Origin of the sequence: Franconibacter daqui (genome assembly GCF_014644275.1) — a bacterium.
Classification (GTDB): domain Bacteria; phylum Pseudomonadota; class Gammaproteobacteria; order Enterobacterales; family Enterobacteriaceae; genus Franconibacter; species Franconibacter pulveris.
In genome coordinates this window covers 1,852,330-1,876,371 of the sequence record NZ_BMKJ01000001.1, presented here as the reverse complement: position 1 = coordinate 1,876,371, position 24,042 = coordinate 1,852,330, and the positions used below count along the sequence as shown (strand labels likewise).

Here is a 24,042-nt window from a genome sequence, read left to right as displayed (position 1 = left end):
CATCAGCCATCAAAAAACGGCCCCTGCGGGCCGTTTTTTTTGCCTTAAAAATCGTAGCCCACGGTCGCCACCACCGAGCGCTCTGCGCCCCAGTAGCAGTTGGTGGTGTAACAGCCAGAAACGTACTCCCGGTCGGTCAGGTTAGTGGCGTTGACCTGGACGAATGCGCCTTTCAGCGCGCTGTTCCAGGCGCCTAAGTCGGCTTTCACCATTGCATCCACCAGCGTGACAGAAGGCACGCGGTTGCTGTTCTGATCGTCTGCCCATTGTTTGCCAATGTAACGCACGCCTGCGCCCGCGCTGATGCCGTAGTCGAACTGGTAATGCGCCCAGAACGAGGCGATCTGGTCCGGGGTCAGCAGCGGCGTGTTGCCGTCTTTGCCACCCAGAGAATCTTCAAAGCGCACCCGGTTCCAGCTGTAGCCTGCAATGGTGCTCAGGCGAGGCGTAATCTGATTGCGCGCTTCCAGCTCCACGCCCTGAGAATGCACGTCGCCCGCCGCCTGGTAAGTGGCGGTGGCAATGTTCTCGTCGCGCTGGGAGACATCTTTCTGCTTTAAATCGTACATGGCGACGGTGTAGAGATCCGACGTGCCCGGCGGTTGGTATTTCAGGCCGCCTTCATACTGCTCCGAGGTGCTTGGCTTAAGCAGCGCGCCGTTGGCATCGTAGAGAATGGAAGGGGTGATCGCCTGGCTGTAGCTGAGGTAAGGCGAAAGGCCGTTGTCGAAAGCATAAAGCAGCGAAGCGCGACCGCCGACATGATCGTCGGACCGACGGTAGCCGGTGCCGTAAGCATTGCTGTACTGGCGCGCCACGATGCGGTCATAGCGGCCCGAAAGGGTCGCATGCCAGCGGTTCCACGTCAGCTCATCCTGCAAATAGACGCCTGCCTGATAGTAGCGACGGTTAAAATCGTCGCTGCTGGTGACGGTATGCCCGGTCTGCGCGGTAGCGCCGGTGAAAGGGTTGAACGGCGCGGCGTCGCCGTATTCGCCCAGAATGTCATTACGAAAGCGGTGGTACTCTGCGCCAAGAATGACGTTATGGTCCACCTCGCCGGTGGCGAACTGCGCCTGCAGGCGGTTGTCGGTCGACCAGCCGTCCAGCGACTCCTGATAACCCACGTAGCCGCGGCTCAGCAGGTTGCTGTCGTCAATCCAGCCGTTCTGATAAACCTGGTCGAGCCCGACATTAGTATGGGTATAACTGCCGCTGGCGTGTACCGACCAGATCTCATCAAAGCGATGATCGAACTCGTAGCTGTAGATCTGCTCGCGACGCTGGTAACCATCGCCCGGATCCCCTTCGTTATAGTGATTGCTGACTTTGCGGCCGTTATGCGAATAAAGCGATCCTTCAATCGGCGAAGAGCCGTGATAGCCGCCGGAGGGATCTTTTTGCAAATAAGCGCGCAGCAGCAGGCTGGTGTCGCTATCAGGCTGCCAGAGCAGAGAAGGAGAGATGGCGTAACGCTCTTCACGCGTGTTGTCGTACTGCGTATCGGTATTGCGGGTAATGCCGGTGATACGGTAAGCCCACTGGTCGTTAATGGCGTCGGTATAATCAAAGGCGCCGCTTTTGGTCTCCTGCGTACCGGCAGAAAGGCGGAAATGACCTTCAGCGCTGAACTGCGGGCGTTTGGAGGTGAGGTTCACCAGGCCGCCCGGAATGCTTTGTCCGTAAAGAGCGGACGACGGGCCCTTGATGACATCCACGCGCTCGATAAACCATGGATCAATCTGCAAAATGCTGTGGCTGCCGCCGTCGCTCATCAGGCGCATGCCGTCCAGGAAAATATTATCCACGTCGCCGCCGTGGAAGCCGCGCAGGGCAAGGGCGTCAAAGCGCGTTGCGCCGCCGCCGATATTGGAGAAGACGCCAGGGGTGTAGTTCAGCGCTTCAGTAAACGTGCTTGCGCCCTGGTCTTCCATCTGCTGGCGCGTCACCACGGAAACCGACTGGCCGGTGGTGATAAGCGGCTCGTCGGTTTTGGTTGCGCCGCTGCTGGTTTTAACGGTGTATCCCTGCGTAGGTGACGTGGCGGTTTGCGCCGGCGCGGCGCTGACGGTGATGGTGTCTTCAGCCAGTGACGCATGCGGCGCGCTCAGCGCCAGCGCGCACAAACTGGCGGAGCGCGTTAAGGTTAATGCCATTCTCATAATCTTGTTCCCGGAGTTGCCAGAGGGCGACCGTGTAATAACGAATGCGAATTATTATCGTTAATGGCCTGAGGGTTCAAGTATCAAAATTGGCAGGGGAAGTGACGATAACCTTATGATGCGTGAGCGATAAGCTGGCTGACGGAGCGTGAAAAAAGCCCTCCCGCAGGAGGGCTTACAGGCGCTTACTGCGCGGCGGCGGGTTCAGGCGTGGCCGCGTTTTGCGTCTGCCCGCCAGCAGGTGTGCTGGATGTCTGCGCGCCGCTTTGCGGCTGATTGCCGGTCAACGGTTTAGCCGCATCGGTTTGTGCAGGGCCGTTTGCGAGCGGCGCCGACGCGCCAGGTTGCGGCTGGCTGCCGGAAGCGTCGTTCTGCGCGGCGTTACCCGTCAGCGGCTGGCTGGCGCTGCTCTGCGAAGGCTTCGCAGCGCTTGCGGTGTTGCTGGCGGCAGGGCGCGTTTCCGGTACGTTGTCGCATGGCGTTTTATCGCCGCACAGCAGGTCCAGCATGCGCAGCGTTACGCCGTTGCTCCAGCCGAAACCATCCTGCAGCGGATATTCGCCGCCGCCGCCGCCCGTGCCGGTGGTGCTGACGTCATATTTTTCCACCAGCTTCTGTTCGCGGTTATAGGTGTGCTGCACGTTGGTGAGGAAGCGCCAGGTAACATCCATCGCCAGATCTTTATGGCCGTAGTTATCAAGCCCCACGGTAGCGCCCCACTGCAGCGGCGCCCAGCCGTTAGGCGCATCCCACTGCTGGCCGGTTTTCTGCGTGGTGGTCAACACGCCACCCGCTTTTAGCAGCTGCGCCTGGGTGGCGGCGGCGACTTTATCGGCGCGCTCCTGCGCTGCCGCCTTCACGTAAAGCGGAAAGAGCGCGGCGGCGGTGAGTGAATCTCGCACCGCGTTGCGGCGTAGATCGTAATCGGCGTACCAGCCGCGTTTGTCGTTCCACAGGTTCGCCTCAATGGCCTGCTGGCGTTTGTTCGCCAGTTCGTCATACTGCGCCGCCTCAGCGTTGTCGCCCGCCACTTTGCTGGCGTGAGCGAGGGTTTTTTCCAGCTGATACATCAGGGCGTTCAGATCCACCGGCACGATAGAGGTCGTGCGGATCGTGCCCAGTTTTTCCGGGTTATCCATCCAGCGCGAACTGAAATCCCAGCCCGAGGCGGCCGCCGCGCGCAGGTCGCGGTAAATCTCGGTAGCCGGGCGGTCCGGGTTATTTTTGGCGGTCATCACATCGTCAAGCCAGGACTCGGTGCGTGGCGTATCGCGGTCGTCCCAGTAGCGGTTGAGCAGCGAGCCATCCTGCAGCTTCACTACGCGTTTATTGGCACCGCCGTTTGCCAGCGTGTCGCTGCCTTCCATCCAGTAGGCGTACTCCGCTTTCAGCTGCGGCAGATATTTCTTCAGCGTATCGTCGCCTTCATGCGTCGCCAGCAACTCCACCATGAAAGCGAAGAATGGCGGTTGCGAACGGCTCAGATAGTAGCTGCGGTTGCCGTTGGGAATATGGCCCCAGGTGTCGATTTCGTAGGCGAAGTTATCGACCATATCCTGCACTTTATCCCAGTGGCCGCTCTCGGCGAGCCCCAGCATGGTGAAGTAGCTATCCCAGTAATAAACTTCGCGAAAGCGCCCGCCGGGCACCACGTAAGGCTTGGGCAACGGCAGCAGGGAATCCCATTTACCCGCGGTATCGGTGGTGCGGGTCAGCACCGGCCACAGGCCGTCAATATGCGCACGCAGGCTCTGGCCCGCGGGCGGCACATATTTTTCGCCCGCAGCGGGCAGGGTGAAGTTCACATCAACGAAGTGGCGCAGATCGAAGCCGGACTGGTTACGCTGCATGCGGTAATCGGCCAGAATCATCAACGGGTCGCCTTTGGGCACCGCGTCGGCGAAGGTTTTCTGGTCGGGGAAAAGTTTGGCGCTTTGTACATCGGTGAAAAGCGGCCCGAGCAGCGCATCAGGCGGCTGCGGGAAAGTGCGGGCGGCGGGCGCCTCTTCCGCGGCGGCGGGCAGCGAGGTGAAAGCCAGCAGCGCGCCGCTAAGGCCAAGCTGGACGGCGAGCAGGAGCGTCCGTGGTCGGCGCAACAGGGGTTGGGTCATCGATTATTCTCCTTATCGAATGCGCAGCCGGGGACGCTGCGATCAAGCCTATGAAAACCTTAGACGAATATCGACGAGACGAGGACCATAAGGTGCCCTTTCTGCCGCTTTTTGCTTTTCCGTCTCACTTATTGCGCAGAAAACCGTCAGCGGAAGTTGCCTCGTGACGTCGAGAATACGCTCGCCGGGCGCTGCGCGTAAACCTGTCGACGTTTTTTATCGGGAAGTCAGCCGACCGGTAAAACTGGTGCATAGCATGCCGTCAGGTTGTCGCCTGCGCTTTAAACCACTAGCATGAGGCGAAAAAAAGAGGCCAGGAGTAATTTATGACTTCACAGGAGTATCCCTCACCGCTACGCCGTCTCGCCGACTTTTATCTACGGCTTAACCTGATGCAGCGTATGCATTTCAACGCAATAGTGGTTTTTACATTGTTTGTCGCCGCCCGGGTTGTTAGCGGTCTCAATGAGGTGACGCTCTCACTGTTGCGCGTCGCGGTCGTGCTCTGGACGCTGGCGGTCTCGCGCGATCTGCTGCAACTTTATAAACAGATGTACGCAACGCTTGCGGGGAAGGGGGTAATTCTGGTGCTGTTCAGCCTCTGCACCACGCTTGCTATTTCCATTGCCGGGCAGGTGGTCAACGACGTGACGGGCGTGGAGCCGTCAAAATTTCCAAACGCCACGGCGATACTTTCTATCTTCACCATCCCGTTTATCTTTTCGCTGATTATGGGCGTGCTTTTCTTTGTGATAATGCTCGCCGTGCCGCTGATAGGGTTTTATTACCTTGGCGTGGATGATTCGCTGAAAAAGGTGATTTTGCCGGTTAATGCGAAGGCGCCGACCATGGTCTGGCCGAAAGTTACGCGCGTGACGCAGTTTATCAGCGTCGGGTTTTATTGCGCCTTTATTTACGGTATGTCGCACCACATCATTAACGGGTACGCCAGCTTTATGACCCGTTTCGGCGCTGACTTTATTTATACCTTCGAGACTTATGCGAAATCGCCTTGCGTTATCCCGGCTGGTACCCGCGCGGTGCTGCTGGACGATGACCATATTTTGCAGGCGAAAGCGGTGGGCGAAGAGAAAATCTTCACCCTGGGCCGTTGCCATTATCGTACAGACACAGAGAAAAAGTCATAAACCGGACGCCGCCTCAGGCGGCGTTGTCCGGCCAGGCGATGGGCGGCACGCCGTTAAGCAAGGGGCGCGCGAAGAGATAACCCTGAAAGCGCTGAATGCCCGCCGCCTGCAGCCAGCACCACTCCTCCGCTTTTTCAACCCCCTCTGCGACGATGGTGATTTCCAGCGCCGAGCAGCAGTTAATGATAGCCTGCACGATGGCCTGTTTCGGGCCATTCATATGGATGTCGCTCACCAGACTGCGGTCGAGCTTGAGCTTTTCCGGCTGGAATTTTGAGAGCAGCGAAAGGCCGGCGAAGCCGGAGCCAAAATCGTCTATCGCCAGCGCAATGCCCGCTGAGCGAAGCTGTCGAATGGCGATAGCAAACTCGTCGAAGCGGGAGATAACCTCATCTTCAGTCACCTCCACCACCACCTGTTCGGGGATAAGGCCGTTGCGAACAATCTGATCAAGCAGGATCTCTACCGCGTTCGGCACCATCACCAGCGACATCGGCAGCAGGTTTACCGCAATTTTCTGGTTGCCAATGCCAATGCGTTTCGCCAGCGCGAAGGCGTAGTTCTTGGACGCCAGATCGGCCTCGTACACTTTATCGGCTGGCACAGAGGCGAAGTACTCGGCAGGCGAGCCGCCGTCCGGACCGCGGATCAGCGCCTCCAGCGAGCTAATCTGCCCGCTTAGCGGCTCTACGATAGGCTGCAGGGCGAACTGGCAGGGCTGGTCGTCGTGAAGCGATATCGGAAGCGAGAAGGCGTTATCGCGGGATGTGAAGCGCCAGTTTTGACAGTCGGGACACTCCAGCAGATGCGCGCGCCACTGGCCTTCGACAAACGAGCGGATAAATTTCAGCACCCGGTCGTCATAAGCCAGGTTATAGCGCGAGGTGCCTTTTTGCAGCACCGCTTCCAGAATGGAGCCCTGCGCGTAGCTGCGCGTGTCGAAAAGCTCCATGCCGAGATTGCCGAAGCGGCGCAGCGGGGCGTAGTCGCGCATCAGCTCGACCAGATTGTAGTGGCGCGGGTCGCGACGGATGCTGGCGTATACCAGATTTACGGCGCTGTCTGGCCCTTCAAGCACCTGCAGGAAGTAGTCGCCGTCGAAAAGCAAAATGCCCGTTATCTGCAACGCCGCGTTGCGAGTCTGCGCTTGCGCCACTATCTGGCTCAGCGCTTCAGGGCAACATCCGGGGCTCAGGCGGCTGCGGTAAATCAGGGTGGACAACATGCTTTTCATCTCGTTAAACGCCTGTTTTGCAAGTCTGGACGTCGTGCGGCGAGGCGCGCGTCGCGCAACAGGCTCCAGGCGGGATTTTTGCGTTAAGTAGTCAGACCAGAAAACATGTAAAGTCAGAACGTTCCGGTAGACAACCAATCCTTGGTGTGCGAAGTGAACGATACTAACACTCGCTGGCGATTAGGTGAACGTATCCTGGCAAATTGCAGCGATAAGCCGTGAAATGGTTCGCACAAGCGCGTGAGGATGAGCGTTTAAAGATGCCCGTTATGGCATTGGTAGGTGAGGGGAATAGCAGGTGCTGTTAAAGCAGCGCGGACAGCCTGAAGCCCGCGCTGCTGCTGTTACTGCGCCTGCCCGCCAATGGCGTTAAGCGCCGTCATCGCTTCATCAGAAAGCACCAGTTCGCTGGCGGCCAGGTTCTCCCGCAGATGCGCCACGGAAGAGGTGCCGGGGATCAACAGGATGTTAGGCGAACGACGCAGCAGCCAGGCGAGCGCCACCTGCATCGGCGTGGCGTTCAGGCTTGCCGCTACTTCCGCAAGCGCGGATGATTGCAGCGGCGTAAAGCCGCCCAGCGGGAAGAAGGGCACATACGCGATGCCATCCCGCGCGAGAGCCTCTATCAGCGCGTCATCCTGGCGATGGACAAGGTTGTAGTGGTTCTGCACGCAGACAATGTCGGTGATGTTTCGCCCCTGGCTCACCTGCGCGGCAGTGACGTTGCTCAATCCGATATGCTTCACCAGCCCCTGTCGCTGCAGTTCGGCAAGCGCCGTTAATGGCGCTTCAATGGAACCTTCCACCGGGCCTTCCACGCTAAACATAATCCGCAGGTTGACGACATCCAGCGTCTCCAGCTGAAGATTGCGCAGGTTGTCGTGTACCGCCTGCGTCAGCGCCTCGGGGGTGAAGGCGGGCAGCCAGCCGCCTTTTTCATCGCGCCGCGCGCCGATTTTGGTGACGATGGTCAGGTCGTCCGGGTAAGGGTACAGCGCTTCGCGGATTATCTGATTGGTAATGTGCGGGCCGTAAAAGTCGCTGGTGTCGATATGGTCAACGCCAAGCGCAATAGCTTCCCGCAGCACGGCCAGCGCAGCGTGGCGGTCTTTCGGCGCGCCGAAAACGCCGGGGCCGGCAAGCTGCATTGCGCCATAGCCCAGGCGCTTCACGCGACGGCTGCCTAAGGTAAAGGTGTCGGTATTATTGATGCGAGTCATACGCTTCCCTCTTGCTTTGTTGTGTTGGGAGAAGTATATGAAGGATCCTTCAGCTTTAGAATTCGCATTCTATGACCATGATGAACATCATGCTGAAGCCGCGTAAAACGCCGCTTCAGGCGCGATCGACCGCCACGGTGGAGGCGCTGCACACCGCGACTATTCAGGTTTTAACCCGCGAAGGGTTAAGCCGCTGCACCACCACGCGCGTCGCCCGGCGGGCGGGTATGTCGGTCGGCAGCCTTTATCAGTACTACCCTAACCGCGACGCGCTGCTCGCCGCCGTGCTGGAAAAACATCTGGACGGCATCGCCACGGCGGTGGAGGCGGTTTGCAGGCAACAGCATGGCGCGAAGGTAACGCAGATGGCGCGCGCGCTGGTGACCGCCTTTCTTTCCGCGAAGCTGCGCGACCCGCAGGAGTCCCGGGCGCTGTATGCGGTTGCGACGGAACGGGGAGGTGCGGAGCTTGCCGCAGAGGCCTACGGCCGGATGGCGACCGCCATCACCGCCATGCTGACAAGCGCCAGCGAGGGGAAATTCGCAGACCCGGCGCTGATAGCCACAGTCGGGTTAAGCAGCCTTGTCGGACCGGTGCGCGCGGTGCTGGAAGGGCAGGCGCCGCCCGGGTTTGAGGCGAACCTGGAGGCGCAGCTTATCGTAATGCTGAGCGCTTATTTCCAGGCGGCCTGTCAGCAGTAAAACGTAGTTCGCCGCCGCAAGGGGGCATGCCCCGGCATTCAACGCCACCGGCCAGGGTTTCGCAGATGCGAGACTGCGCCTTCGCCAGCCGGGGCAACGTGACCACGCGCCGCTTTCATTAGTTACAACATACTAATGAAAGCGATGGCGGCGCCCGCATAAGGCGCCGCGCCCATTCTTTGCTTACAGGGCGGATCGGCGCCGCCCTGTGCCTGTGTAACCCAGCGGCGCTTCGCTAACCGGCTGGACAAAATCTATCTCAAACCGCTATCAGAACAGCGTATCCAGCTCGTCGATAACGTTGTAATCGTCATCCACCAGCAGCAGCGTTTTCCATTTATCAAACGTCAGGCAAGGGTGCGACGTGCCGAAAACGAGAATATCGCCCACCTGCACATCGGTTCCGGCGCTTAACGTCACCATGCAGTGCTGGTCCATGATGCCGACGCTGGTGATGGAGTGCGGCGCTAACGCCTGCGCCCGTCCGTCGCGGTAATGCGCGATAGGTTGCGGCAGACCGGCGTCGAAGGCGCAGTCGCGCTTGCCGAAATTCACCACCGCGCGGCCCGCTTCCGGCACCGACTGCACCATCGCCACCAGTTCAAGCGCCGACGTCAGGTCGCCGCCGAGATCGCAGGCGATGCTGTCTCGCGCCATCAGCGCCTGCTGCGCGTCGGCGTAAATGCCCTGGTCGTGCGTGATGTAACAGCCCGGGCGGATAACGATGCGGCACTGCGACGGTTTTTCCACGCTTAACCAGACGTTGCACACCACGTCATACCAGACGGTGCCCGCGCCGGTGAGAATAAACTCGCCTTCGACGAAGCTTTCCATCGCGCAGGCGAGGCGGGCCGCTTCACGCAGCAGCGCTTCCACCTGCGGCTGCGGATTGTCGCCATGCAGCACCCCTTCGTACAGCTCCAGCCCGCGCAGGCGCAGCCCCGGCATGTCCGCTATCTTCTGCGCCAGCGTCAGCGCCGCCTCGCTGCTGCGACAGCCGCAACGTCCGCCCGCCACGCCCAGTTCCACCATCACATCCAGCGTCTGGTTTTGCGCGCTGAAAAAGGCGGAGAGCTGACGGGCGTTAGCCAGGCTGTCCACGCAGCAAAGGTAATCCACGTCGCGATAGTGGCGCTTGAGCTGCGAGATTACCGCCATGTTCGCCTTGCCGACGAGCTGGTTCACCATCAGCACGCGCTGTACGCCGCTCGCCATCGCCACGCTTGCCTGCCAGGCGGTGCCGACGCCAATCGCCCAGGCGCCCGCCTGCTGCTGCGCCTGAAAAATCCACGGCGTCATGGTGGTTTTGCCGTGCGGCGCAAGGGACACGCCGCGCGCCCCGGCGTAGCGCTGCATCCAGTCGATATTGCTGAGCAGGGCGGATTTTTTGATAACGGCGGCGGGCAAGCAGACCTCTTCAGCCAGCACGTTAGCCGGGGCGCGAACGGGCGCCGCTTTGTGAGGTATCAACGTCTCGGAGTGATATTTCATAACATTTCCTGTTCGGGTTATGTGGCTGGCAACAGTGCGGTAACATTATTAATTGATTGAAAATTAAAAATAAAATATGAATTTTGTGCTTTGTTTGAATAAAAGTATCAGAAAATCATCTGGATTTTGCGTAGTTTTCCACTGTTTTTTCAGCTTGTAAATGCTTAACTTGTGACCAGAGCAAAAAGGGAGCGAGAGGCTATGAAGGTTGACTGGCTATTTAAAAACGTCACTGTCATCGACGGCAGCGGCGGGCCGCAATACCACGCGGACGTGGCGGTAAGCGGCGACAAAATTGTGGAAATCGCGCCTGCCATTACGGCGCAGGCAGAGCAGGTGATAGACGCAGCAGGACGGGTGCTGGCACCCGGTTTTATCGATGTGCATACGCACGATGACATCAACGTTATCCGCATGCCCGACTACCTGCCGAAAATCAGCCAGGGGATCACCACCGTGATTGTCGGCAACTGCGGCATTAGCGCCGCTACCGCCACCATCCCGGGCGAGGTGCCGGATCCCATGAATCTGCTGGGGGAGAAAGCGCAGTTCGTGTACCCAACGGTGGATGCTTACGCCCACGCGCTGGAGGCGGCCCGTCCTGCCATTAACGTTGGCACGCTTATCGGCCACACCACGCTTCGCAACAACCACATGGACTCTCTGTTCCGCGCCGCCACGCCGCAGGAGATAGCGCAAATGCGCCAACAGCTTCGCCACGCGCTGCAACAGGGGGCGCTAGGCCTGAGCACCGGGCTGGCTTACGCCACGGCGTTTAACGCGCCCACGGAAGAGGTGATGGCGCTGGCGGAAGAGCTGGCGGCGGAAAACGGCATCTACACCACCCATCTGCGTTCGGAGTTTGAGCCGATTCTGGAGGCGCTTGACGAAGCGTTCCGCATCGGCCGCCACGGCAACGTGCCGGTTGTGGTGTCGCACCACAAATGCGCTGGCGCGAAAAACTGGGGGCGCACCCGCGAGACGCTGGCTTTCTTTGATGCGATGCGTAAGCGCCAGGAGATCGCCTGCGACTGTTATCCCTATTCCGCGAGCTCCTCAACGCTGGATTTAAAACAGGTTACGGATGAGTTCGACATCGTTATTACCTGGTCGCAACCTGAGCCGGAGCAGGCGGGCAAAACGCTCAGCCAGATAGCCGCCGCGTGGGGCGTCAGCCTGTCAGAGGCGGCGAAACGGCTGATGCCCGCCGGCGCTATCTACTACAACATGGACGAGCAGGATGTGCGCCGGGTGATGCAATACCCGGTCACGATGATAGGTTCCGACGGTTTGCCAAACGACCCGATGCCGCACCCGCGCCTGTGGGGCGCGTTTCCCCGGGTGCTCGGGCACTACTGCCGCGATGAACAGCTTTTTCCGCTGACGACGGCCATACACAAAATGACCGGCCTGTCGGCGGCGCGCTTCCAGTTGCCGCAGCGCGGGCTGATTAAAACGGGCTATTTTGCCGACCTGGTGCTCTTCGACCCGGAGACGGTGCGCGATGTCGCAAGCTTCGCTGACCCGAAGCAGCCCGCGGCGGGCATCGAGGCGGTGATGGTCAATGGCGTGATGAGTTACGGGCAGGATAAAAAAGTTATCGGACGGGCGGGGCGTTTCCTGCGTCGTCAAAACGCTAAGGAGCAAGTATGAGCATTAAACGTTATGGAACCGAAGGCGGCACCGGCACCGGCGGGCAGCATCTGCCCTTCGCGCGCGCCGTGGAGGCGGGCGGCTGGCTCTATGTCTCGGGCCAAACGCCAATGAAAAACGGCGAAGTGGTGGAAGGGGGCATCGTCGAGCAGTCCAGGCTGGCTATCCAGAACTGCGTGGAGATCATGACCGAAGCGGGCTTTACGCTTGCGGACGTGGTGCACGTGAAGGTGATCCTGACCGACGCCCGCTATTTCACCTCTTTTAATAAAGTCTTTAAAGAATTTTTCGGCGACCATCCGCCTGCCCGCATCTGCTGCGTGGCGGATCTGGTGGTGGACTGCAAAGTGGAAGTCGACGTGACCTGCTATAACGCAGCGCGCGCCAAATAACAGAACGACCCGATAAAAAATGATGCGTACGTCAGGCGGATTTTATTCCGCCTGTATCCGGCTTCCCTGCGCCGTTTTCCGGGCGGCCGTTTCCTTCAACCTATACTCTTCGCGCGGGCGAAAGTATTTATACTGTCTGGACGTGAGCAATGAATAATATGTCATTTCTGGTTTGGTTTACCGTATACGCCTGCGCCATGATAACGCTTGGCTGGTATGTTTCGCGGCATCAGAAAAATGGCGATGACTTTCTGCTGGGCGGGCGCTCATTGCCGATGATTTTAACCCTCGGCTCTACCGTCGGCACGATGGTGGGCACCGGCTCAAGCGTCGGCGCGGTGGGCTTTGGCTACACCAACGGCTGGGCGGGCATGCTTTACGGTCTTGGCGGCGCGGCGGGGATATTGCTGGTGGCGTGGTTATTTGCGCCGGTGCGTAAATTACGCTTTATGACCATGAGCGAAGAAATTTCTTATTACACCGGCGGCAGCAAAATAATTAAAAACCTCGTGGCGGTATTAATATTTATCGCCTCTATTGGCTGGCTGGGAGCGCATATTCTCGGCGGCGGTTTATATCTCGCCTGGGCAAGTGGAATAGATATTAATGTCGCCAAAATTATTATTGCGCTGGCGTTTGTGGTGTATGTCGGCATTGGCGGCTATTCCGCCGTGGTCTGGATAGATACTATCCAGTCCGTTGTCTTGTTCGTCGGCTTTATTTTAATGGCGGTGCTGGCAGTGCAGCATGTGGGCGGCTGGGCCAACATCCAGCAGGCGGTCGACCCGGCGGCGCAAAGCCTCTTCGCGGTAGACAAACTTGGGTTTTTACCGGCCTTCTCGCTCGCCATGGTGATTGGCGTGGGCGTACTGGCGACGCCTTCTTATCGCCAGCGCATCTACTCCGCCAAAACCGTCTCTTCAGTGCGCCAGTCCTTCACCATCACCGGGCTGCTCTATCTGCTGTTTTCCTTCCTGCCGGCCATTATCGGCATGGCGGTCTGGACGATGAATGACCATCTGGACAACAGCGGGTTCGCCTTCCTGTTCGCCACCCAGGTGTTGCCGCCTGCGCTGGCGATGGCGGTGCTGATTGCCGGGATGTCGGCCAACATGTCCTCCGGCAGCTCAGACGCCATCGCCGGGGTGTCGATTATTCTGCGCGACCTCTACACGATGATAACGGGCCATATGCCTGCCCCGGAGAAAGCTATTCGCCTGTCGCGTATTTTCCTCGTGCTGGTTATCGCGCTGGCGCTGCTCTTTGCAATGACCTCGAACGACATCATTAGCTACATCACGAAGATGATATCGATGATCATGTCAGGAATGTTTATCTGCTCGATTCTGGGCCGCTTCTGGACGCGCTTTAACTGGCAGGGTGCGCTGGCGGGCGGGGCAGGGGCGTCAACGGTGGTGTTGATGAACGACAGCTGGCTCGCTTTCTGGGGCAACCCGTGTCTGCCTTCCGTGCTGACGAGCCTCGTCTGCGGCGTGGTCGTCACGCTGGTGACGCCTGCGAGCGCCCTTAGCCGCGAAGAGGCGCTGGAGATGATAACCCGCGAGCGCGAAAGCCAGCCGGAGGCGACGCCGCTGCCGATTGGCAAACGCAAGGCGTCCCAGGGGTAAGCGTGAAAAACGCCTGGCGAGCGCGTATCGCCACTCCCTAGTCCCCCAGCGGCTGGCGGTCCACGCCGCCGCGGTGGCTGTCGAGGGCAAGCTTGATGCGGCGCAGGCGGTCTTTCGTTTGCGCCTTATTCGCCATCGCCAGTTCGGTGGCGAGCACATCCACCATCGCCAGCATCGCGTAGCGCGAGGTGCTGGGCTTGTAGATGTAGTCGTTCTCCCGCACCAGCAGCGGCAGCACCAGGTCCGCCTGCTCGGCAAGCGGCGTTTCAAGCGGGGTAATAGCGATGACTTTTGCGCCGTACTGGCGGGCTATCGCCGCGCTTTCGGTTATCTCCGGCGTGAACCCGCCAATGGAGAGCGCCAGCACCACATCCTTTGGCGTCACCGCCGAGCACATCATGCGCACCAGCAGGCCGTCATTCTGGCTGACCACCGGCATTCCCAGACGAAACAGGCGATGCTGTAACTCCTGAGAACAGATAGTGGAGCCGCCGCCCATACCGATGGCGAGAATTTGCCGCGCCTGGCTTAGCCAGCTGACCGCGGTGTTAAGCGACTCGCTGTTAAGCGCCCGGCGATTGGTCTCCAGCACGCTGATTATCGATTCATAAATGCCCTGCACGCCTTCCAGGTCCGGCACTTCCAGGATAAAGCGCTGCCCCACGGCGAGCGACTGCGCCAGCTTGATTTTCAGCTCGCGCACATCTTTGCAGCCCAGGGCGCGGGCGAAGCGGGTGACTGATGCCTGGCTGGTGCCGGTCAGCCGCGCCAGTTCGGCGATGGGCAGGTCCGCCGCGGCGGCGATGTCGTCAAGGATAAACTGGGCGATGCGCTTCTCGGTGGCGGTCAGTTCCACAAAGCGGTCGGTAATGCAGGAGATGATGTCAATGGAGTAGGCCATATGCAGTATCAGTCAGCGTTTGGGGGAATGATACTTTGTACCATAACTTGCATTTAAAGGCGGAAACAATCTCCGCTTCGCCCGGTCGGGAAGGGGGCGGCACCCTGTGTTGTCGCATAAACACGTATATAAAGTAGGGCTGTTAACATTTTGTTGAAAATGACTTTCAATTGTTAATTTACCTGTTAAAATAATTGCCTAATTTTTCAAATGTAGTTGATGATTTTTACGCAAATGCCACAACATAAACAGTTTGTTCCTGCTTTATCCCTTCTTGCAGTACTTGTTGCTTCAAATGCTTACGCAGAAAACACCACGGAAAAAACCGATGTGCTGTTAATCGGCGGCGGCATCATGAGCGCGTCTCTGGGCACCGTGTTACAGGAAATTCAGCCTGACTGGAAACAGATAATGGTTGAGAAACTCGACGGCGTTGCGCTGGAGTCCTCTAATGGCTGGAACAACGCCGGTACGGGCCACTCCGCCAACATGGAGCTGAACTACACGCCGGAGCGTCCGGACGGCACCATCGACGTGAGCAAAGCGCTGGAGATCAACGAAGCGTTTATGATCTCTCGCCAGTTCTGGTCCACCCAGGTGAAACGCGGCGTGCTGCATGACCCGCACTCCTTTATCAACTCCACGCCGCACATGAGCTTTGTCTGGGGCGATAACGTGGATTACCTGGCGAAGCGTTATAAAGCGCTGCAGCAGACTACGCTGTTCCAGGGGATGGAGTTCTCCACCGATCAAAACCAGATCAAAAAATGGGCGCCGCTGATTATTGAAGGCCGCGATCCGAAGCAGAAAGTCGCCGCCACCTGGACACCGGTCGGCACCGACGTCAACTACGGCGAGATAACCCGTCAGCTGGTGGGCAGCCTGAAGAAGCAGAACAACTTCAAGCTGGAAACCTCCTCTGAAGTCACGGACTTCAAACGCAACGACGACAACTCCTGGCATGTCACCATCACCGATGTGAAAAGCGGCGATGAGCGTGCGGTAGACGCGAAGTACGTGTTTATCGGCGCAGGCGGCGGGGCGCTGAAGCTGCTGCAGAAAACCGGCATTCCGGAAGCGGATAACTACGCCGGCTTCCCGGTGGGCGGTTCGTTCCTCGTGAGCGAAAACCCGGAAATCGCCCGTCAGCACGGCGAGAAAGTGTATGGCCAGGCGTCCGTAGGCGCGCCGCCGATGTCGGTACCGCACCTGGACGCCCGTTTCCTTGACGGCAAGCGCGTCGTGCTGTTTGGGCCGTTCGCGACCTTCTCCACCAAGTTCCTGAAAAACGGTTCATTCTTCGATCTGCTGAGCACCACCACCACCAAAAACGTTATCCCGATGACCGATGTCGGCCTGGATAACTTCGATCTGGTGAAATACCTGATTGGTCAGGTGATGTTAAGCGACGAAGACCGCTTCGACGCGCTGAAAGAGTACTATCCTTCTGCGCGTAAAGAAGACTGGAAACTGATCCAGGCTGGCCAGCGCGTGCAGATCATCAAGAAAGATCCCGAGAAAGGCGGCGTGCTGAAACTTGGCACCGAAATCGTGACCGATGAGCAGAAAACCGTGGCGGCGCTGTTAGGCGCTTCTCCGGGCGCATCCACCGCGGCGCCTATTTCGCTGAACGTTATCAAGCAGCTCTTCCCGGAGCAGTACAAGTCCGCCGAATGGCAGAGCAAGCTGCGTGAAATCGTACCGACCTACGGCCAGAAGCTGAACGGCAATGTGGCGCTCACTCAGCAGGTCTGGGATGAAACCGCCGCTACGCTGCAGCTGACCAAGCCGCCGGTGATTCAGATGAAAGAGGCGCAGCCGTCCATGCCGCAGGCAAAACCGGCGCAAGCCGAGCAAGCGCCTGCCCAGCATGACATGGCGCTGTAAGTAAAGCCTGACAAAAACCCCCGTCGCCCTGCGCCGGGGGTTTTTTTATGGGCTGAAGAGGGAAAGAAAGGCGGCGCGGAGCCGATGAGCTACACTGATCGCTTGCAACCCTTTGTTAGCGAACGGCCTTTACCGATTAGCGGTCTTTCAGGGAATAAAAAAGCGATGATGAACGATCCGCTGTCACTGAAGCTCAGCCCCGGCGCTATCGATATGGCTAAGCTGCTGGCGCTGCTGGCCATGATTATCGATCACGCCAACACCATTTTTCTCTCTCCCTCCAGGCCTGAGCTGTTCGCCTTCGGGCGCATGGCTTTCCCGCTGTTTGCGCTAATCTGGGCATTAAACCTTCACCGCCAGCCGTCGCGTTTGCAGGCGCGGGCGAATCGGCTGTGGCTCTGGTCGTTCATCACCCAGCCGGTTTTCTGGCTGGCGTTTCGTGAAATCCACTACGGGTATGCGCTGAATATTCTGTTTGTTTTCGCAGGCGTAACGCAGCTCTTCGCCTGGGCATACCGCTACCAGCAGCGGGGCGTGGCAGCGGGGACGGTGCTGCTGTGCCTGCTCGTCTGGCCGCTTAATTTCGCCAGCTACGGGCCACAGGGGATTATCCTGACCCTCTCGCTGGCGGTGCTCTTCTCGCCGGAACTGCAGCGCTGGCGCGCGCTGGGTCTGACTGGCGCCGTCGTCGCATTGTTGATGTTAAACGGCATGTACCGCGTTGCGCAGCAACCGCTCGACACGCTGACGTATTACATTCTGCCTACGTTAGTCTTGCCTTTCGCCGGGCTGTATCTGGCCGCGAGGCTCAGGCCGGAAGGGTCGCCGCGCTTTCTGCCGCGGCAGTTTTTCTACTATGCCTATGTCGGGCATCTGCTGATCTACGGCGTGCTGCTCACGATACTGGAGAAAGCCTGATCAGTTTCGCCCGCGCGCCTTCTCCAGCCCTTCGAAGATCAGCATGCCCGCCACCATCGCGGCGACGAACGCGATGCCTTTAACCTCGCCGAGCCCCATCAGCACCAGGCCCGGTCCAGGGCAGATCCCCGCCAGGCCCCAGCCCACGCCAAACAGCACCCCGCCGCCGAGCAACCGGCCATCAATACGCCGTGTTGCAGGGATATGCATTTCGTCGCCAAAAACCGGGCGCACGCGCTTTTTCGCCATGCGAAAGGCGAAAAAGGCCACGCTGATGGCGCCGCCCATGACAAACGCCAGCGAAGGGTCCCACAGCCGGGTGATATCAAGAAAACCGAGCACCTTAGCCGGGTTGGCCAGGCCGCTAACGAGCAGCCCAATGCCAAACAGCAAACCGGCAAGCAACGCAAAAAGCGCATTCATGGTGTTCTCCTTTAGCGCCCGCTGCCGAGCAGCCAGACGGTGAGAAACGCCACGGCGGTAAACGCCAGGGTGGCGACCAGCGAACGTGGCGAGAGCCGGGAAAGGCCGCACACGCCGTGGCCGCTGGTGCAGCCGGCGCCGTAACGCGTGCCGACGCCGACCAGCAGGCCCGCCAGAATTATCAGCGGCCAGCCCGCGTCGATGCGGGTTTCCGGCAGGGTTGTAAAGAGGCGGTAAAGCCAGGGCGAGGCCGCCAGTCCCAGCAAAAAGGCGACTCGCCAGCGCTTATCGGGCGCGGCGGTGGAAAGAAGCCCGCCGAGGATGCCGCTTATGCCGGCCACCCGGCCGCAGAAGAGAATCAGCAGCCATGCGGCGGTGCCGATGAGCATCCCGCCGAAAAAGCTCTGCAGCGGGGTAAAGTGAGTAAGATCGAGAGTCATGCTTCACGCCTTTTCCCGTGGTCGGGAGCGAAATGGAGAGTACGGACGGGCTTCAGCCTCCACAGGCTAGTGTAGTGTGCTGCAAAGGGGGAAGGTGCTGCGCGCTTCTCACTTCAGGGCGTCACAGGGCGCGAAGAGCGATTCAGGCGAGAAAGCGAGGCGGCCTCCCGCCTCTTCAGGTTTTACGGAATATAGCGTTGTTCGCGCAGCGCCTGCAGCCGGTCGATAAACATCTCTTCGCTGTCGATGCAGTCGGCGAAGCCGTGCTGGCGCGCTTTAATGGTGCTGGTGATATTGTCGAAGGTGGTTTTCAGAATGAAATCCCCGAACCGCCAGGAGACTACTTTTTCGTAAGGGTAAGGTTGTAGCCCGTGCGTCCGGGTAAGTTGCTCCCACAAAGGCCCTTTGTCCGCCATCATCTGCTCAAGGGAGAGAGGGAATGGCTCGCCGACCGGCACGTCAAAAAAGGCGGCGATGCGCGGCCAGACGTGCGACCAGCGGAAATAGTCGCCGTTGGTGATATTAAACACTTCGCCCCGGCAGGCTTCGTTCTCGCCCGCCCAGTCGATGGCGCTGGCAAGAATGCGCGTGTCGGTGACCTGGTAGAGCACATCGTATGCTTCGCGCGGGCCGGGGAAGGACATGGGTACGCCCAGCGCCTTCGCCAGCGTTCCGTAGACGGCAATCACCATCAGCAGGTTCATCGGGTTGCCCACCGCCATGCCGATGACCGCCTCCGGGCGCAGCGCGGTCCATGACCAGGCTTTGCCGACAGCGCGTTCGCGCAGAAAATCTTCCTGATCGTAATAGAAGTTCGGCGGCATATGACGCGGGTCGCTCTCTTTCGCCGGCGACGGGAAGGCGCCAATATGCGCGCCATAGGCTTTCCCGCCCTGCATCAACGTTACGTGCTTCAAATGCGGCGCTTTCGCTTCCAGCACCTCCACCAGGTTTTTCAGCATCAGCAGGTTGGTTTCCACCAGTTCGGCGGGGGTGGGTTTCTCCTGGTAAGCGGCGAAAACCAGGTGGGTGGCTTCCGGCACCTGGGCGAGCATCGCTTCGCAGGCATGTCTGTCGGTGAGATCGACCGGCAGGTGTCTTGCGCGGGTGGGGAAATCGGGCTGGCTGCGCGAAAGCGCGACCAGCTCCACATCCTGCCCTTCAAAATGGGCCAGCACGCCGCGCCCGATTACGCCTACGGCGCCGGCGACAACAACGGTTTTTTTCATAACAACTCCAGTAAACCTGACGCCCGGTGGGCGAAAAGACCAAACTGGAAGTGTTGTTGCCAGGCGCGCGGGCGTCAAATTAAGGCGCAGGAAAAGCCCTCCGGGGCGTGCTCCCCGGAGGCGAGCTGAAGGCTCAGTAAGGGCTGGCGGTAGGGCGCACGATGATTTCGCTAACGTCGACGCCATCGGGCTGCGCGATGGCCCAGCCTATCGCTTTTGCAATGGCCTCGGCAGGCAGCGCGACGCGGCGGAAATCCACCATCGCTTCCCGTGCGGAAGTATCGGTAATGTGGTCCGCCAGCTCAGATTCCACCACGCCCGGGCTTACCACCGTGACGCGAACGGTATCGGTCTCCTGGCGCAGCCCGTCCATAATGGCGCGAACGGCGAATTTACTGGCGCAATAGACGGCGCAGGAAGGCCAGACCAGGTGCGCGCCTATCGACGCGACGCTGATAATCTGCCCCTGCTTTTGCTGCTCCATGACGGGGAGCACGGCGGCGATGCCGTGCAGCACGCCGCGAACGTTGACATCCAGCGTCTGGTTCCACTCATCGGTTTTGAGGGCTGAAAGCGGCGAAAGCGGCATAATCCCGGCGTTATTAACCAGCACGTCGATGCGGCCATACTGCGTCAGCGCGTGCTGCGCCATTTTTTGCAGATCTTCAGGTCGGGTCACGTCCACTGCCAGATAGTCGATATTGCTGAACTCCTGGCTCAGCGCCTGTAAGCGATCCGTACGGCGGGCGCCGATAATTAACTGATGACCTTCGCGGGCGAGCAGGCGGGCCGTCGCTTCGCCGATACCGCTGCTGGCGCCGGTGAGCAGAATAACTTTTGACGTTTGCATCGTTTTATCTCCATAGCTGAGTGGGATAGTTCATGAACGATGCTAAAGCGTGCGCAGCGGACAAAAAAGCGCCATTCTTATCGCATGATTGCCTGATCCTGTCGGGGGGCTTCCCCTTTCGGGCGCAGAGCGGCAAAGTTGTTGCACATTCATAACTCACGCCACAGAGGAGGGTGCCGGATGAACGAAATGATCGCGTTGCTGGAAAAACTGGCGCCGCAGGAGGGGTACACACGCTCGTTGCTGGATTGCGTGCGATTTATGCGCTCAGACCGCCCGCTGGGCCGCACGCCGGTGGTTTATGAACCCTGCATCGTGATTGTCTGTCAGGGGGCGAAGCGGGGCTATCTGGCGGACAAAGTCTACCATTACAACCCGCAGCATTACCTGGTGCTCTCCGTCCCGCTGCCGTTTTCCACCGAGACGGAAGGCAGCCCTCAGGCGCCGCTGCTGGGTGTTGCGGTTTCGCTGGATATGACAGTGCTTTCAGAGCTGGTGATGTCGCTTGGCCACGCCCAGGCGAGCTACCACGAGGCGCCGGAAGGCATCATCTCCACGCCGCTGGATGAGAGCCTGACCGACACCACCCTGCGCCTGCTGCGCGTGCTTTCCTCACCGCAGGAGGCGCGCATCCTCGGGCCGCAGGTGGTGCGCGAGCTTTACTACCGGGTGCTGGTGGGGGAGCGCGGCGGCGCAATCAAAGCGGCGCTGGCAAGCCAGGGACATTTCGCCTCCATTTCCCAGGTTCTGTTGCGCATACATGACGATTACTCGCAGCCCTTTAACATCAGCGAGCTTGCAAGCGAAGCGGGGCTCAGCGTGCCGGTTTTTCACCGGCAGTTCAGGGCCGTCACGCGCACCACGCCGCTGCAGTACATTAAATCCGTGCGTCTGAACCAGGCGCGGCTGCTGATGATCCGCGACGATCTCAGCGCCGCGTCCGCCGCTTTCAAAGTCGGCTATGAAAGCCCTTCGCAGTTTAACCGCGAGTTCCGCCGTCTGTTCGGGCGAAGCCCGGGGGAAGAGGCGCGGGAGATGAAAGCGTCGCTGGCGCTGCTGCCTGCGGTGTAACTAGCGCTGCATTGCGGCGGTCAGCAACGGGGCGCAGGCGGCGGGGTTCTGCCGCGCGCGCTGCTTCTCCTCTTCGCTTAACTGCGCCCAGCGGTGAATAACGGCTTTCGCCAGCGACGGGGAAAAGTGCGTTTTTTGCAGCGCATAATCGGTATTGCCGCCTTCGATAACCTGCTCCATTTGCGAAAGGGGCGCGCCGGTGCCGGCTTTGTTAACCGAACAGAACACCGCGGCGTAGTAAGCCTTCTCCTCATCGCTGTAGTGCGGGCGCAGCCACCAGACCAGCAGCAGGGCGACAGCGACAAGCGGGATGAGAACGCGAAGCGACAAAAGTTTCATGGGATAACCCTGTTAAGCCGTAAACCCGCCATTATAAAGCCGTTACTTAAACTCTGCGTCTACAACGCGCTGACGCTGCGTTTGCGTGGCGGGCAGCAGCATCGCCAGCAGCGCGACGCCGCTGAAAATCCACAGCGCAATGACGGCGCCTGCGCTGTCCAGCAGCAGGCCGAACGCCGCCGCGCCCGCTACCTGGCCGATGGCGAGCATCAGGAACACCGCTCCCAGTCCCGCCGCCGGGTCGTCGCCCGCCGCGTTGACGCCGCTCACCAGCAGCACGCCCGAGAGCGTGATATAGGCAAAGCCGTAGAGTGCTGCCGCCAGATAAACCAGCAGCGGGTTATGCGTTGAGGCCATCAGCAGCAGAAAGGCCGCCGCCGTCAGCGCCTGCATCATCCGGTGGACGCGGTTGATGCCAAAGCGGTTAGTCAGATAACCCGTCAGCAACCCAAAGCAGCCGGTGATGCCGGTAATCAACCAGAGCAGCGTCACCGTTCGCGCTTCCATCCCGGCGAGTGACGCAAACATCACCGGGCCGAAGGTCCAGTAAGCGGCGCTGGCTATCCCGCTCAGGAAGGCCACGCGCAGCGGAGGGCGTAAGGCGGGCGAAAGAAAGGCGGCGCCCTGCGCTTTTAGCGAAAACCTCACGCCGCTGGCGCCGCCGGGAATGACTTTCAGCGCCAGCAGGGTGGGGATAAGGGTGGCGAGCGCGAAGCAAAAATAGATAACGCGCCAGTTATCGGTCAGCGCCAGCACGGCGAGCGACGAAAAGATAATGCCTCCCCCCGTGCCCGCGTTAATCAGGGTATTCACGACCGGACGCTGGCTTTCCATGACCTTCCGGTTGACCGCCTCCGCCATCGGCGGCGAGACGAGCCCGGTGCTGAGCCCGGCGCAGACAATGCCCGCCATCAGTCCGCCCGGGCTGTGAGACAGGGCAATTATCCCCATGCCCGCCATGGCGAACAGCCCGGCGAGCAGCACAGGCAGACGGGGGCCGGTGCGGGCGGTGCAGACAGAGGCGAAAACAATCGCCACGCAGTAAGCGGCAAAGGAGGCGGAGGAGAGCGTGCCCGCCAGGGAGAGCGATAAGCGAATATCCGGCATGATAGCCGGCAGCAGCAGGCCCCAGGAGAAGCGGGCCAGCCCGTATGCCGCAGCGATAAGCGCAAACCCGGTCAGGGCGAGGAGTTTGTTTCCGGCACGCAAAATGACCTCCCGACAGTCAGTCGACTACGCAAAGAGTGTAGTGCGCGTTGGCGTCTTGCGTGACGAAGGAGGCAGGCGGCGAAACAGAAGGAAGCGGCGCGGGAATGCCGCCGCTACGAATAAGACTACAGGCGGCTTGCGACGCTCTGCAACACTTCCATATCCATCTGGGTTAACTCTCTGGGTTCGCTGCGCAGCGTTTCCAGGCGGATAAACCACGGGTCGTTATTGCGGATAATCAGTTTGGTTTTGATGTTGTAATGCTGGCTGGCAAAATCTTCCTGCACCAGCTTTTCAACGGCGCTGAGATTCTGGAATACCGTTGTGTTATTCGGCCCGCGCGTAAAGCGGTTCGGGTTGGAGCTTAGCCCCGCCTGCAACTGTGTCGCCGCTTTTTCCGGATCTTTCACCACCTTATTGTTGGTCTCCTCAAAAAACTTATTCACCTTGTTGCGCGCCTTCACTATTTTCTTCACCGTTTCGATAAAGCGCTTGTTGCTGGCCACCTGGCTGTCGGCAAGGCTGTTGCGTAGCAGCACCAGCGCGCCGCCGGCTAAGGAAGCCGCGCCTCCGGTTGCGGTTAACGCGGCGCGCACCGTGGTGGTAGTGGTGGCGGCCACGGCGGCGGCGATTCCGCCCCCCATGGTGGCGAGACCGCCGACGGCGTTTAATATTTTGCTGGCGTAGTCATATTTAATTTTGGTGCTGTCTTCATAGACATTCCCGCCATACCCGCGGCCATAGGGAACCGAAGTATTAAAGCGTTCAAAGAAAGCCCGGTTATTTTGTACGGCGGTATTGGCGGGCCGGTTTAGCAAGCCCATTTCAATATCATTGCCGCGGTTATTTCGCCCGGTAAAGACCAACTGCTCATAAGCGTACATTACCGTGCGCTCATCAGAGTTTTCGAACTGATAAAGCGTTTCTTCATCAAGCTCATTCACAAACGCAACCATGCTATGCAATTGTTGCGTATTAAAATAAGAGTGATCGGCGAGAAGGGCATTTATCATCGCATTAATTTCTGCCACGGGA

At 59.5% G+C, this 24,042-nt stretch carries 21 protein-coding genes; 8 read left to right on the top strand and 13 right to left on the bottom strand.

Annotation, left to right across the window (positions count from 1 at the left end):
* Nucleotides 1–44: 44 nt before the first annotated feature.
* Both IEX01_RS08855 and treA read right to left on the bottom strand, forming a co-directional pair.
* The gene (locus tag IEX01_RS08855; RefSeq protein ID WP_188723691.1) at nucleotides 45–2,162 is read right to left on the bottom strand and encodes a TonB-dependent siderophore receptor; all 2,118 of its coding nucleotides are present in this window, start codon (nucleotides 2,160–2,162) and stop codon (nucleotides 45–47) included.
* Nucleotides 2,163–2,347: 185 nt separating this feature from the next.
* Nucleotides 2,348–4,273, bottom strand: coding sequence for an alpha,alpha-trehalase TreA (gene treA, locus IEX01_RS08850; RefSeq protein ID WP_188723690.1), 1,926 nt, complete (start codon nucleotides 4,271–4,273; stop codon nucleotides 2,348–2,350).
* Nucleotides 4,274–4,599: 326 nt separating this feature from the next.
* On the opposite strand from treA, the gene IEX01_RS08845 reads away from it, so the two are divergent.
* Nucleotides 4,600–5,421, top strand: a complete 822-nt coding sequence (locus IEX01_RS08845; RefSeq protein ID WP_188723689.1) for a hypothetical protein — start codon at nucleotides 4,600–4,602, stop codon at nucleotides 5,419–5,421.
* A gap of 13 nt (nucleotides 5,422–5,434) precedes the next feature.
* Here the strand turns inward: IEX01_RS08845 and IEX01_RS08840 are convergent, their stop codons facing one another.
* Nucleotides 5,435–6,646 carry a diguanylate phosphodiesterase gene (locus tag IEX01_RS08840; RefSeq protein ID WP_188723743.1) on the bottom strand — a complete coding sequence of 404 codons (1,212 nt, stop codon included), beginning with the start codon at nucleotides 6,644–6,646 and terminating at the stop codon, nucleotides 5,435–5,437.
* A 353-nt stretch (nucleotides 6,647–6,999) separates the two neighbouring features.
* Nucleotides 7,000–7,875 carry an aldo/keto reductase family oxidoreductase gene (locus IEX01_RS08835; RefSeq protein ID WP_188723688.1) on the bottom strand — a complete coding sequence of 292 codons (876 nt, stop codon included), beginning with the start codon at nucleotides 7,873–7,875 and terminating at the stop codon, nucleotides 7,000–7,002.
* A gap of 71 nt (nucleotides 7,876–7,946) precedes the next feature.
* On the opposite strand from IEX01_RS08835, the gene IEX01_RS08830 reads away from it, so the two are divergent.
* Nucleotides 7,947–8,576, top strand: a complete 630-nt coding sequence (locus IEX01_RS08830) for a TetR/AcrR family transcriptional regulator (protein WP_188723687.1) — start codon at nucleotides 7,947–7,949, stop codon at nucleotides 8,574–8,576.
* Between the two features lie 270 nt (nucleotides 8,577–8,846).
* Here the strand turns inward: IEX01_RS08830 and IEX01_RS08825 are convergent, their stop codons facing one another.
* Nucleotides 8,847–10,067 carry an amino acid deaminase gene (locus IEX01_RS08825; protein WP_188723686.1) on the bottom strand — a complete coding sequence of 407 codons (1,221 nt, stop codon included), beginning with the start codon at nucleotides 10,065–10,067 and terminating at the stop codon, nucleotides 8,847–8,849.
* 201 nt (nucleotides 10,068–10,268) lie between these two features.
* On the opposite strand from IEX01_RS08825, the gene IEX01_RS08820 reads away from it, so the two are divergent.
* From IEX01_RS08820 to IEX01_RS08810, 3 genes are all read left to right on the top strand, one after another.
* The gene (locus tag IEX01_RS08820; protein ID WP_188723685.1) at nucleotides 10,269–11,720 is read left to right on the top strand and encodes an N-acyl-D-amino-acid deacylase family protein; all 1,452 of its coding nucleotides are present in this window, start codon (nucleotides 10,269–10,271) and stop codon (nucleotides 11,718–11,720) included.
* Nucleotides 11,717–12,112 carry a RidA family protein gene (locus tag IEX01_RS08815; RefSeq protein ID WP_024561543.1) on the top strand — a complete coding sequence of 132 codons (396 nt, stop codon included), beginning with the start codon at nucleotides 11,717–11,719 and terminating at the stop codon, nucleotides 12,110–12,112. The genes IEX01_RS08820 and IEX01_RS08815 overlap by 4 nt, the downstream gene beginning before the upstream one ends.
* 149 nt (nucleotides 12,113–12,261) lie before the next feature.
* Entirely contained in the window at nucleotides 12,262–13,740 is a 1,479-nt protein-coding gene (locus tag IEX01_RS08810) for a sodium:solute symporter family protein (protein ID WP_188723684.1), read from the top strand.
* Between the two features lie 37 nt (nucleotides 13,741–13,777).
* Here the strand turns inward: IEX01_RS08810 and IEX01_RS08805 are convergent, their stop codons facing one another.
* The gene (locus IEX01_RS08805; protein WP_188723683.1) at nucleotides 13,778–14,641 is read right to left on the bottom strand and encodes a MurR/RpiR family transcriptional regulator; all 864 of its coding nucleotides are present in this window, start codon (nucleotides 14,639–14,641) and stop codon (nucleotides 13,778–13,780) included.
* A 234-nt stretch (nucleotides 14,642–14,875) separates the two neighbouring features.
* Here IEX01_RS08805 and mqo point away from each other — a divergent pair, with 234 nt between their 5' ends.
* Nucleotides 14,876–16,528, top strand: a complete 1,653-nt coding sequence (gene mqo, locus IEX01_RS08800; RefSeq protein ID WP_152527567.1) for a malate dehydrogenase (quinone) — start codon at nucleotides 14,876–14,878, stop codon at nucleotides 16,526–16,528.
* A gap of 84 nt (nucleotides 16,529–16,612) precedes the next feature.
* The gene (locus tag IEX01_RS08795) at nucleotides 16,613–17,446 is read left to right on the top strand and encodes a TraX family protein (RefSeq protein WP_229701822.1); all 834 of its coding nucleotides are present in this window, start codon (nucleotides 16,613–16,615) and stop codon (nucleotides 17,444–17,446) included.
* On the opposite strand, the gene IEX01_RS08790 is transcribed toward IEX01_RS08795, so the two are convergent.
* The 4 genes from IEX01_RS08790 to IEX01_RS08775 form a co-directional block, all read right to left on the bottom strand.
* On the bottom strand, nucleotides 17,447–17,869 hold the full coding sequence (locus IEX01_RS08790; protein WP_024558213.1) for a DUF6691 family protein: 423 nt from the start codon (nucleotides 17,867–17,869) through the stop codon (nucleotides 17,447–17,449).
* Nucleotides 17,870–17,880: 11 nt separating this feature from the next.
* Nucleotides 17,881–18,309, bottom strand: coding sequence for a YeeE/YedE family protein (locus IEX01_RS08785; protein WP_024558214.1), 429 nt, complete (start codon nucleotides 18,307–18,309; stop codon nucleotides 17,881–17,883).
* Between the two features lie 182 nt (nucleotides 18,310–18,491).
* The gene (locus tag IEX01_RS08780; protein WP_188723682.1) at nucleotides 18,492–19,538 is read right to left on the bottom strand and encodes an SDR family oxidoreductase; all 1,047 of its coding nucleotides are present in this window, start codon (nucleotides 19,536–19,538) and stop codon (nucleotides 18,492–18,494) included.
* A gap of 133 nt (nucleotides 19,539–19,671) precedes the next feature.
* Nucleotides 19,672–20,388 carry an SDR family oxidoreductase gene (locus IEX01_RS08775; RefSeq protein WP_024558216.1) on the bottom strand — a complete coding sequence of 239 codons (717 nt, stop codon included), beginning with the start codon at nucleotides 20,386–20,388 and terminating at the stop codon, nucleotides 19,672–19,674.
* A gap of 180 nt (nucleotides 20,389–20,568) precedes the next feature.
* Between IEX01_RS08775 and IEX01_RS08770 the strand changes: the two genes are divergently transcribed.
* Complete coding sequence (locus IEX01_RS08770; protein ID WP_024558217.1) at nucleotides 20,569–21,459, top strand: AraC family transcriptional regulator; 891 nt, start codon at nucleotides 20,569–20,571, stop codon at nucleotides 21,457–21,459.
* On the opposite strand, the gene IEX01_RS08765 is transcribed toward IEX01_RS08770, so the two are convergent.
* From IEX01_RS08765 to IEX01_RS08755, 3 genes are all read right to left on the bottom strand, one after another.
* Nucleotides 21,460–21,798: a hypothetical protein gene (locus IEX01_RS08765; RefSeq protein ID WP_024558218.1), complete on the bottom strand. Its 339-nt coding sequence runs from the start codon at nucleotides 21,796–21,798 to the stop codon at nucleotides 21,460–21,462.
* Nucleotides 21,799–21,840: 42 nt separating this feature from the next.
* The gene (locus tag IEX01_RS08760; protein WP_188723681.1) at nucleotides 21,841–23,007 is read right to left on the bottom strand and encodes an MFS transporter; all 1,167 of its coding nucleotides are present in this window, start codon (nucleotides 23,005–23,007) and stop codon (nucleotides 21,841–21,843) included.
* 125 nt (nucleotides 23,008–23,132) lie between these two features.
* Nucleotides 23,133–24,038, bottom strand: a complete 906-nt coding sequence (locus tag IEX01_RS08755) for a hypothetical protein (protein WP_188723680.1) — start codon at nucleotides 24,036–24,038, stop codon at nucleotides 23,133–23,135.
* Between the last annotated feature and the right edge of the window lie 4 nt (nucleotides 24,039–24,042).

What these genes read in the sequence shown, in the direction of transcription:
- IEX01_RS08775 (WP_024558216.1), bottom strand. Translation starts at nt 20,388, where the DNA reads ATGCAAACGTCAAAAGTTATTCTGCTCACCGGCGCCAGCAGCGGTATC.
- IEX01_RS08830 (WP_188723687.1), top strand. Translation starts at nt 7,947, where the DNA reads ATGACCATGATGAACATCATGCTGAAGCCGCGTAAAACGCCGCTTCAG.
- IEX01_RS08770 (WP_024558217.1), top strand. Translation starts at nt 20,569, where the DNA reads ATGAACGAAATGATCGCGTTGCTGGAAAAACTGGCGCCGCAGGAGGGG.
- IEX01_RS08835 (WP_188723688.1), bottom strand. Translation starts at nt 7,875, where the DNA reads ATGACTCGCATCAATAATACCGACACCTTTACCTTAGGCAGCCGTCGC.
- IEX01_RS08855 (WP_188723691.1), bottom strand. Translation starts at nt 2,162, where the DNA reads ATGAGAATGGCATTAACCTTAACGCGCTCCGCCAGTTTGTGCGCGCTG.
- IEX01_RS08840 (WP_188723743.1), bottom strand. Translation starts at nt 6,646, where the DNA reads ATGTTGTCCACCCTGATTTACCGCAGCCGCCTGAGCCCCGGATGTTGC.
- IEX01_RS08825 (WP_188723686.1), bottom strand. Translation starts at nt 10,067, where the DNA reads ATGAAATATCACTCCGAGACGTTGATACCTCACAAAGCGGCGCCCGTT.
- mqo (WP_152527567.1), top strand. Translation starts at nt 14,876, where the DNA reads ATGCCACAACATAAACAGTTTGTTCCTGCTTTATCCCTTCTTGCAGTA.
- IEX01_RS08810 (WP_188723684.1), top strand. Translation starts at nt 12,262, where the DNA reads ATGAATAATATGTCATTTCTGGTTTGGTTTACCGTATACGCCTGCGCC.
- IEX01_RS08805 (WP_188723683.1), bottom strand. Translation starts at nt 14,641, where the DNA reads ATGGCCTACTCCATTGACATCATCTCCTGCATTACCGACCGCTTTGTG.
- IEX01_RS08845 (WP_188723689.1), top strand. Translation starts at nt 4,600, where the DNA reads ATGACTTCACAGGAGTATCCCTCACCGCTACGCCGTCTCGCCGACTTT.
- IEX01_RS08780 (WP_188723682.1), bottom strand. Translation starts at nt 19,538, where the DNA reads ATGAAAAAAACCGTTGTTGTCGCCGGCGCCGTAGGCGTAATCGGGCGC.
- IEX01_RS08820 (WP_188723685.1), top strand. Translation starts at nt 10,269, where the DNA reads ATGAAGGTTGACTGGCTATTTAAAAACGTCACTGTCATCGACGGCAGC.
- IEX01_RS08815 (WP_024561543.1), top strand. Translation starts at nt 11,717, where the DNA reads ATGAGCATTAAACGTTATGGAACCGAAGGCGGCACCGGCACCGGCGGG.
- IEX01_RS08795 (WP_229701822.1), top strand. Translation starts at nt 16,613, where the DNA reads ATGAGCTACACTGATCGCTTGCAACCCTTTGTTAGCGAACGGCCTTTA.
- IEX01_RS08765 (WP_024558218.1), bottom strand. Translation starts at nt 21,798, where the DNA reads ATGAAACTTTTGTCGCTTCGCGTTCTCATCCCGCTTGTCGCTGTCGCC.
- IEX01_RS08790 (WP_024558213.1), bottom strand. Translation starts at nt 17,869, where the DNA reads ATGAATGCGCTTTTTGCGTTGCTTGCCGGTTTGCTGTTTGGCATTGGG.
- IEX01_RS08785 (WP_024558214.1), bottom strand. Translation starts at nt 18,309, where the DNA reads ATGACTCTCGATCTTACTCACTTTACCCCGCTGCAGAGCTTTTTCGGC.
- treA (WP_188723690.1), bottom strand. Translation starts at nt 4,273, where the DNA reads ATGACCCAACCCCTGTTGCGCCGACCACGGACGCTCCTGCTCGCCGTC.